Source organism: Candidatus Hydrogenedentota bacterium (assembly GCA_012730045.1).
GTDB lineage: Bacteria > Hydrogenedentota > Hydrogenedentia > Hydrogenedentales > CAITNO01 > JAAYBR01.
Map to the genome: position 1 here is coordinate 1 of JAAYBR010000065.1, position 8781 is coordinate 8781.

Below are 8781 nucleotides of genomic sequence, written 5' to 3' on the forward strand. Positions count from 1 at the left end.
ATCACCCCCGAACAGCTTCAGCGGGCGGTCGATGAACTGAACAGCCGGCCAAGGAAGACCCTGAACCACCGAACCCCCGCCGAAGTCTTCCTCCAGGCCCGTGTTGCGTTTCGGGTTTGAACCCGCCGGCGGGCAGCCGTAGGGGCGCTGCTTGCTGCGCCCCCTTCCTGAGTGCGATGCCCGCCGCTCCCGGCGCGGGGGCGCGGCAAGCGGCGCCCCTACGGTTGGACTTCACGGCCTTCCCGCGAACCGGAGAGGGCGCAACCCCCCTTGTCCTGCGGCACACTCCGGGGATAGAATGCCGCGGGGGGGAGCAAACCCATTTCCTGAAAGGCACCGGCGCATGTCCGAGAACAAACGCGATTTTGACAAGGAGGCGGCCGCCTGGGATGACAACCCGGTCCGGGTGAAGCTCGCGGAGGAGCTGGCCCGCGCCCTGTGCGCCGCCGTGCCGCTGACGCCGGACATGCGGGTGCTGGACTTCGGCTGCGGCACGGGGCTGGTGACGCTGCGCGTCGCCCCGCGGGTGGCCTCGGTCACCGGCGCGGACACCTCACAGGGCATGCTGGACGTGCTGACGGCGAAGGCGGCCGCCGCCGGATGGGTCACGGTGTTCCCCTTCCTCATCGGCCCGGACGGGGCCCTGCCGGGGGAGACCTATGACCTGGTCATGAGCAGCATGGCGCTGCACCATGTCGAGGACATCCCCGCCCTGCTCCGCGCGCTCCACGCGCGCCTCGCGCCGGGGGGGCGGCTGTGCGTCATTGATCTGGAGCCCGACGACGGCCAGTTCCACGCCGACCCGGCGGGGGTCTTCCACAACGGCTTTGACCGCGGAGCGCTCCGGAAACAGCTTTCGGCCGCGGGCTTCAAGGGTGTGGCAGGCGCCCGCGTCGCCCGGGTGACCAAGCCGGGCCGGGACGGTGCCCTGCGCACGTTTGCCATCTTTCTCATGACCGGGCGCAGGCGGGCCGGGTCCTGCGCCTGACGCCAGGGCGAAAAAACTCTGTTGACTGGCGGGGCCGGGAATGATAAAATGAATAAAGAGACCAAAACAGCCAGCCGCGTTCGCGAAACCGCCCCGCCGGGGGGAACGCCCACGCGCAACTCGGAGGCGAGGTAGTATCATGGCCGCAAAGACGATTCTTGTGGTGGACGATGAGCCGGATGTCGTGTCGCTCCTGGAGACCACGCTGAAGGCGGAGGGGTTCAACGTCCTGATGGCCTATGACGGCATCGCCGCGCTGGACCTCTGCACGACGGAGCGCCCGGACCTGGTGCTGCTGGACCTCATGATGCCCATGATGAGCGGCTACGAGGTGTGCGAGCAGATCAAGGCAAACCCCCTCACGAAGAACATCCCGGTGCTGTGCATCTCCTCCGCCCACACGCCGGAGGCGCGGGCGCAGTGTTTCCGCGCGGGCGCCGCAGAGCTGCTCAAGAAGCCCTTCTTCCCCGCGGAACTGGTCGCCCAGATCGGGCGGCATCTCAAGGCGGCAGACGACCTGATTTAGTCTGGAGCCTGGAGTCTGGAGTCTGGAGGCTGGAGGCTGGAGGCTGGAGCCTGGAGCCTGGAGCCTGGAGCCTGAAGCCTGGGTGCGGGGGGAGAACCGCCCGGCGCACGCGCCGGGGAAGGAGCCTGTCCCATGAAGAAACTCCCCGCCTTTTGTCTCGCGGCGTGTCTGCTGGTTTCCCTGGGCGCGGCGGCGGAAGCGCCCCTCTACGCCCCGCCCCCGGAGGGGGGGGACTCCCTCTGGGCGAGCTTTGAGAACCCCGGCATGAAAAAGGGCGCGGGTGCCATGAGCAACCGCGGCGGCAAGGGCGCGGCCTTTCGTCCCGTGGCGGCGGGCGAGACGGTGACCCTGCTGGAAACCGCCGGTCCGGGCACGCTCCGGCGGATGTGGATGACCCTGGCGACGCGCACGCCGGAGGCCCTGCGCGCGTATGTGCTGCGCATGTACTGGGACGGGGCGGCGACCCCGGCGGTGGAGGCGCCCCTGGGCGACTTCTTCTGCGCGGTCCTGGGGCGCATGGAACCCCTGGAAAACGACTACTTCAGCAGCCCCGAGGGCCGCTCGCTGGTCTGCACGGTCCCCATGCCCTTCCGCGCGGGCGCAAAGGTCACCTTCTCCAATGAGTCCGGCGAGGACCTTCCCCAGCTCTTCTACGACATCAACTGCACCCTGGGCGACGCGCACCCGGAGGGCACGCTCTACTTCCACGCCGCGTGGCGGCGGGAAAACCGCACGCAGCTCGGCCGCGACTTTGAGATCCTGCCGAAGGTGGAGGGGCGGGGGCGCTTTCTCGGCGCGCACATCGGCGTGGTGGGCAACCCCTCCTATTCCGGCTGGTTCGGCGAGGGCGAGGTGAAAATGTACGTGGACGGCGACACAGAATGGCCCACCATCGCGGGCACGGGCACGGAGGATTACATCGGCACGGCCTATGGCCAGAAGGAGTTCATCGGGCGGCAGTCGGGGTGCCTCGTGTCGGACGACCAGCGCCGGGTTTGGACCTTTTACAGGTACCATGGCCCCGATCCTGTATACTTCCACCGGGATATCCGCGTCACCCTCCAGCAGATGGGCGGCGCGGACAAGGTCCAGGTGCTGAAGATGGTCGAGCAGGGCGCCGAGCTGAGGCCCGTCACCATCGAGGGCGCGCCCCTCCTGGAGGGCGACGCGCCCCTGCCGCTGGATGACCCCTCGCTCCCCGCCACGGGGTGGACGAATTTTTTCCGCCGTGACGATGTGTGCGCCGCGGCATTGTTCTATTTGGACCGGCCCGAAAACGGGCTTCCGCGCCTCGCGCCCGCGGCGGAGCGCACGGCGGCCCTGCCGCCGGTGAAGTGACCCGAACCCGCAGGAATCTCCCATGTTCTGGACAAACAGCCAAGACGCGGCCATGGTCGCCTTTTTGCGCGACGCGGCCCGGCTGGCGCGGATGGTGCGCGACGAGCTCGCCCCCGCCTCGCTGACCAAGGAGGACCGGTCTCCGGTGACGGTGGCCGACTTCTCGGTGCAGGCGCTGGCGGGGATGCGCCTCGGCGCGGCCTATCCCGGCGTGCCCATCGTGGGCGAGGAGAGCAGCGCCCTGCTGAAGGGCCCCGGCGGCGCGGAATCCCTCAGGCAGGTCGTCGGCTATGTGCGGCGCTTTCAGGAGCGGGCGACGTCCAGGCAGGTGTGCGACTGGATAGACCGCGGCGGCGGCAGCCCCTGCGGAAAGTTCTGGGTTCTCGACCCCGTGGACGGCACCAAGGGCTTCCTCCGGGGCGGGCAGTACGCCGTCTCCCTCGGACTCATCGAGGACGGCGTGGTCACCCTGGGCGGCCTCGCCTGCCCGGCCCTCGGCCTCGACGGCGAGCCGGGCAACGGCGTCATCGCCGTGGCCCGACGGGGCAGGGGCGCCGTCATCGTCCCGCTGGACGCGCCGGAATTCTGCCGCCCCATCCGCGTGTCGCCCTGCGCCGACCCGCGCCGCGCCGTGCTCCTGCGCTCCTTCGAGTCGGGCCACACCAACGTGGACCGCACCGAGGCCGTCATCCGCCACCTCGGCATGAAGGCCCCCGCCGTGCCCATGGACAGCCAGACAAAATACGCCATGCTCGCAGCGGGCTACGGCGACCTCATCCTGCGCATGCCCTCGCCGGAGGCCCCCGACTACCGCGAGAAGATCTGGGACCACGCCGGCGGAGTCGTCGTGCTGGAGGAGGCCGGCGGCCGCGTCACCGACATCGAGGGCAACCCCTACGACTTCACCCGGGGCCGCCGCCTGGAGGGGAACGTGGGCCTCCTCGCCTCGAACGGCGCCCTGCACGCCGCCGCCCTGGAGGCCATCCGCCGCACGGCGGATTCCGGGTAGCGCGCCCGCGGGCGGAGAAGGAGTCCGTCATGGAAAACGAAACCCGTGTCCCCCGCCGCCGGTTCATCCAGGCCGCCGCCGCGGCCATGCCTGCGGCCGCCGCCCTCTCCTCCTGCGCCACCGCGCGCCCGCGCGTGGCGGCCCCAAGCGGCACCATCACGCTGGGCGTCATCGGCGCGGGCCCCCGCTGCCGCCACGTGCTGCCCCAGATGCTGACCCATCCCGACGTGCGCTGCGTGGCCGTGGCCGATGTGCGGCGGGACCGGCGGAACTCCGCCAAGGCCTTTGTGGACAAGACCCACGGCGCAAAGGACTGCGCCGTCTACCGCGACTTCCGCGAACTGCTCGCGCGCGGCGACATTGACGCCGTCCTCATCGCCACCGGCGACCGGTGGCACGCCCCGGCCTCCATCCTCGCGGCGGAGGCGGGCAAGGATGTGTACAGCGAGAAGCCCTGCGGGCTGACCATCGCCAACTGCCAGGCGCTGGCCGACACCATGCGGCGCACGGGCCGCGTCTTCCAGGCGGGCACCCAGCGGCGCAGCGTGGCCAATTTCCAGAAGGCCGTGGAGCTCGCGCATTCCGGAAAACTCGGCCGTATCCACACGCTCCACGCCACCGCCTACGTCCCCGAGATCAAGACCGCCTGGCTGCCCGGCGGGCCCACACCCGCCCCGGACGACGTGGACTGGAACCTCTGGCTCGGACCCGCGCCGTGGCGGCCCTACAACCCCGAATATCTCAACGGCGGCTGGCGCGCCCACTGGGATTTCGAGTCGGGCGCGCGCCTGCTCGACTGGGGCGCCCACACCGTGGACCTCTGCCAGTGGGCCAACCGCGCCGACGGCACGGTGCCGCTGTCCTATGAACCCGATGAGACGGGCATCACGGCGCGGTACGCCAACGGCGTCACCCTGCGCCTCCACTTCCTGAAGACGCCCTTCGAGGAGCGCCCGGGATGGATTCAGGCGCTGGGCACCTGCCCCGTGCGCTTCGAGGGCGACGAGGGATGGGTGGAGGTGGGCGACAGCGGCGGCATCGAGCTGTCCTCCGACGCGCTGAAAACGGAGCTTGCCGGCCTGCCGAAGGTCGAAAACGGCATAGACGTCCTCGCCCACACCCGGAACTTTCTCGACTGCGTGAAATCGCGCGGCGCAACGGCGGCCAACCCCGGGGTCATGCGCCGCTCCCACATCGCCTGCCACGCCGCCGCCCTCTCCTGGATCCTCGGCCGAAAACTGGAGATGGACCCCAAAACCGAGACCTTCCTCCGCGACGACGAGGCCAACCGCCTGCGCACCCGCCCCGAGCGCGACTGGACGGTGTAGCGGGGGGGGCTTGGCGGTCAGGATGACCGGGCGGGCCCGTTGGCGGCTGCCGGAGAATGCCGTCCAAAATGCGCGCGCCGCCCTGGTGGACAGGGCGCAGCTGTGGCGCCGCAGATTGAAACCCTTCCCGGCGGTGCGCTATCGTACACCCCCGCATCCGCGGCGGCGGGCCCTTAGCTCAGTTGGTTAGAGCAGGTGACTCATAATCACTTGGTCGCAGGTTCGAGTCCTGCAGGGCCCACCATTCTTTTTTCCGGTTTGGGGACACGCTCCGGCTGGTTCTGTTGTCACCGGAAAGAAAGGGGATTCAGGGCGCACCGCTCCGCTCCCAGCGGCAGGCCGCCTCCGCCATCCGGTGGATGAGCTTGATCGCGGCAAGCAGCCACATCCCCGCGCACCCGTCCCGTTCATCAGATGCCCCGGCCATTACCATCCCGAGAAGACCCCACCAGTCAACGCGGGAAAGATACTCCCTCCAAGGAAATCGAACCGCTCTCCACTGTGTCCCCGCGCAGTCCGGGCACCCCGCCGCAATCCACGCCGTCAAGTCCGCGTGACGCCACCGCACCAGCCGCCCCAGCGTCACCGGCGCGGGCATCCGCCCCGCATCCCGGAACCGCCACACGCCGCGCTCCGAAATCCCCAGCAGGCCCGCCACCGCCACCACGTCCAAAAGTCTGTTGTCTTCCATCGTCTTTCACCTTTCAGTTTGCCGACCGCCTTGCTACGCCCGGCAGGCGAAAGATGCCACGATTGCGTATCGCGCTATGCGCCCGGAATGCACCCAAAATGCGCCCAAAATGCAGGAACGCACCGCAACAAAAGGTCGCAGTGCGTTCTTGTATTGTCTGGACTGGGGTATCAGGATGCCGCTGTCTTCTTCAACCTTTTTTACCCCCGCGCTTTTTGGGCGCATTTTGGACGCGGGGCTTTTCGATATACCCTGCATTGTTCCCCCACCACCTCCGCGCGGCGCGCACCTTGGAGGGGGTTATTATGTCCAGGGCGAAATCCTCTTGCTCAGTGTTGAGTATGCGGGCTATCTCAGCGTCCCCAAGTCCTTTGTCGAAGTACGGCTTGACCTGCTGCTTGAATTCCCAGTCCTTTACCTTCCCCCCATCAATTGCGCGTTTCCGCCCTTGTATGGGTTTCGGCGCGTCCACAACAGGGACCGCCGGTTTCCAGGGGCCGCGTCCGGCTTCGATAATTTCCGCCGTGAAAACAGGCTTCCATCCGTCTTCCGGTTCCGGCCAGGTGTCATTCAAACGGCTGACCCATTCGGCGGCACCATCGGGGCCGTAGCCGTTGTCCTGAATGCCGCTTTCCCGGTGGCCGCGCAAACCGAGTTCTTCCCGCAGGTAGTCCCGCAACGCCACGGGGAGCATGAGCCAGAGTTCTTCATGCCGGGCATAGAATTCCCCCAGTTCCCGAAGGGAGACCGTCCCGCGTTCGCCGCCCCAGTTGGCTTCCTTCGGGCACTCCGCCCTAATCCACTTTTCCACCAGGTAATGCGGATTCCTTTCCTTCTTCCTCTCCCCGGCGAACGCAACGCCCCTCGGCAAAGGGGGAAGTTTGGCATGGTGACTCGTTTCCAGCATCCACGCGTGGATTAGTTCCATGTCTGCCTTCGAAATGAACCGCCTTCCCCCGTCTCGGAAAACCGTGATTGTCTTGGGCTGCATCTCGCACAATGCGCCATGCGAAGCGTTTTCGCGTGGTTTCTTTTCCGTGGCCACGGGAGGAAGGCCCTGTCCGCCGCTTTGCAGGTGTTCCGCCAGAGACAAGACTTCCGTTTTCCCCTTGTGCCGCAGGTCTTCCGCAATGGCAATCATCTCGTCGGTTATAGGGTACAGTTCACAGGCGCGCAGATAACCTTCCTGTGTCAAGTGCCCCTTGCCTGTTGCGGCGTCTGTGTTCCTGCAAATCCACCGGACAAGGTCATCCGGTCCCCAGTTCGGCGGAAGCGGTACTTCCGACGGTGCCCCGAAAGTATTCTGAATCCGCGACACTATCCGGGGAATTTCGGGGGCGGTGGTGAGATACCGCGCCACCGCTTCGCGCTGTTCATCTGTCAAGGAATCCTCCCCTTGCCCCTGTGGATTTCCAAGCGAATCAAACCCCAGTAATCCGTGTTCCTTCGCCCACGATTTCAGGCGGTCATGTTGAAGGTGGCGCTCTTTCATCGTCTTGGGTGTCGTTTTCACACCTTTCGCGCGGGCGTTCAGGGGGAAGATGTCCCGTGTCAGAAACGCATCTCTCCAAACATCTGGCAGGCTCTCCCAAAGGAAAGGTAGGGGGGAAGATGCGAAGAATTCGCCCAGGTGTTGCAGCCGCACCGCCGGTTGACCGTTCACAGACTCCGCTGCTGGGAAACGTGTGACTTCCCGCGTGAATAGATTCGGAACGCCCGTTGTGGTGACAAGGCCCCCCTTTGGTATCTTCCCGCGAACCTGTGCCGCGCGTATCAACGCCCCTATTTGTTCGGGTGTCGCTTTGCCTTCCCCCGCATCCCTCATTACCACAAGCGCGTCACGAAACAGCCCCAACGCGATTTTCCAGGGGACATATTCACCCCCCCGAACGGTAAAGACAGCCCTCTCGCCCTGCTTCCCTTCGGATGAACCGTTCCCCATGCTGTGCCCTTTCGGTTCGCCCGGCGGGGCACCAGAAAAGGGCACTCCCCCGGCCCCCGCCGGACGTTCAAACCGGGGCCGTCACCCCGGCAAGAAGAAACTACCACACGGCCCGCCTTTGGTCAACCTGCGGACGCTGTCTCCTGCCGGTTTCAGTCAGGCGGCGTCACCATGCCGCAGGGCGTTTTCGAGTTTGAACGCCGTATCTAGAGAGGAGCCTCGGGAACATGTGCGCCGAGCCGTCTATGCTTGGGAGAAGATATCCCCGGTGCCTCCCGGCAACCAGGACAATCGCACTACAAGGCCCCTCGAGAAATGTCCGCGAGCGGCATGAACGTCCCCAGGTGATGCGGATCTGCCTTTCTTGTCCCAACGGGACATCCGCATATAGCCCAGGCCAGGCCGCCGCCCCCGAAGGGCCGGGCCTGCCCTGGGTTACACGTCCCAAAGCACTTCCTGAAAGGGCATCCGAAATGTGCGCGCCGGGAAGAAGACCAGGCAGGCGGGACGCCTGCGTCACGAAGAAGACCTGCGGGGCGCGGTTCCGATAGGGTAGGGAGAGCCGGTTACCCGGCCCCCCCCCTCCCTCCGAACCGTGCGTGCGGATCTCCCGCACACGGCTCTCCGGTTGATGGTCTTACCCCAGAGGGGACTGAACGGCCTGTGCATGGGCCGTTGTCAGGCAGAACAACCCATGTTCGGCAAAGCAGGCGTTTTGCGCGCCTCCTTTCACCCCCGAATCGGGGGCCGTCAGCATCCGGGCCGTCTGCACCAATGGTTCGATCCACGCCCACCGGGAGTGGACCTCTCCGCCTTGTTTAGGGCATTTTTTTGGTTGAAATGCCGTATCGAAAGGAAGACGGCGGGGACGGACTTCGAGGTGGCACGGGCTTCCAGCCCGTGTCTTGGGTCATGGCTGCAGCCCAAGACACACGGGCTGGAAGCCCGTGCCACCTCGG

7 protein-coding genes and 1 tRNA gene are annotated in these 8781 nt (G+C 66.6%); 6 read left to right on the forward strand and 2 right to left on the reverse strand.

Annotation, left to right across the window (positions count from 1 at the left end):
• Positions 1 to 343: 343 nt before the first annotated feature.
• The 6 genes from GXY15_06890 (at position 344) to GXY15_06915 (ending at position 5433) form a co-directional block, all read left to right on the forward strand.
• Positions 344 to 988: a methyltransferase domain-containing protein gene (locus GXY15_06890; protein ID NLV40938.1), complete on the forward strand. Its 645-nt coding sequence runs from the start codon at positions 344 to 346 to the stop codon at positions 986 to 988.
• 139 nt (positions 989 to 1127) lie between these two features.
• Complete coding sequence (locus GXY15_06895; GenBank protein ID NLV40939.1) at positions 1128 to 1514, forward strand: response regulator; 387 nt, start codon at positions 1128 to 1130, stop codon at positions 1512 to 1514.
• Positions 1515 to 1646: 132 nt separating this feature from the next.
• Positions 1647 to 2852: a DUF2961 domain-containing protein gene (locus GXY15_06900; GenBank protein ID NLV40940.1), complete on the forward strand. Its 1206-nt coding sequence runs from the start codon at positions 1647 to 1649 to the stop codon at positions 2850 to 2852.
• Positions 2853 to 2874: 22 nt separating this feature from the next.
• Positions 2875 to 3861, forward strand: coding sequence for a 3'(2'),5'-bisphosphate nucleotidase (locus GXY15_06905; GenBank protein ID NLV40941.1), 987 nt, complete (start codon positions 2875 to 2877; stop codon positions 3859 to 3861).
• A 29-nt stretch (positions 3862 to 3890) separates the two neighbouring features.
• Positions 3891 to 5189: a Gfo/Idh/MocA family oxidoreductase gene (locus GXY15_06910; GenBank protein ID NLV40942.1), complete on the forward strand. Its 1299-nt coding sequence runs from the start codon at positions 3891 to 3893 to the stop codon at positions 5187 to 5189.
• A 167-nt stretch (positions 5190 to 5356) separates the two neighbouring features.
• Positions 5357 to 5433 (forward strand) — tRNA-Ile (locus GXY15_06915).
• 63 nt (positions 5434 to 5496) lie between these two features.
• On the opposite strand, the gene GXY15_06920 is transcribed toward GXY15_06915, so the two are convergent.
• Complete coding sequence (locus GXY15_06920; GenBank protein NLV40943.1) at positions 5497 to 5880, reverse strand: helix-turn-helix domain-containing protein; 384 nt, start codon at positions 5878 to 5880, stop codon at positions 5497 to 5499.
• A 190-nt stretch (positions 5881 to 6070) separates the two neighbouring features.
• Entirely contained in the window at positions 6071 to 7543 is a 1473-nt protein-coding gene (locus GXY15_06925) for a hypothetical protein (protein ID NLV40944.1), read from the reverse strand.
• Between the last annotated feature and the right edge of the window lie 1238 nt (positions 7544 to 8781).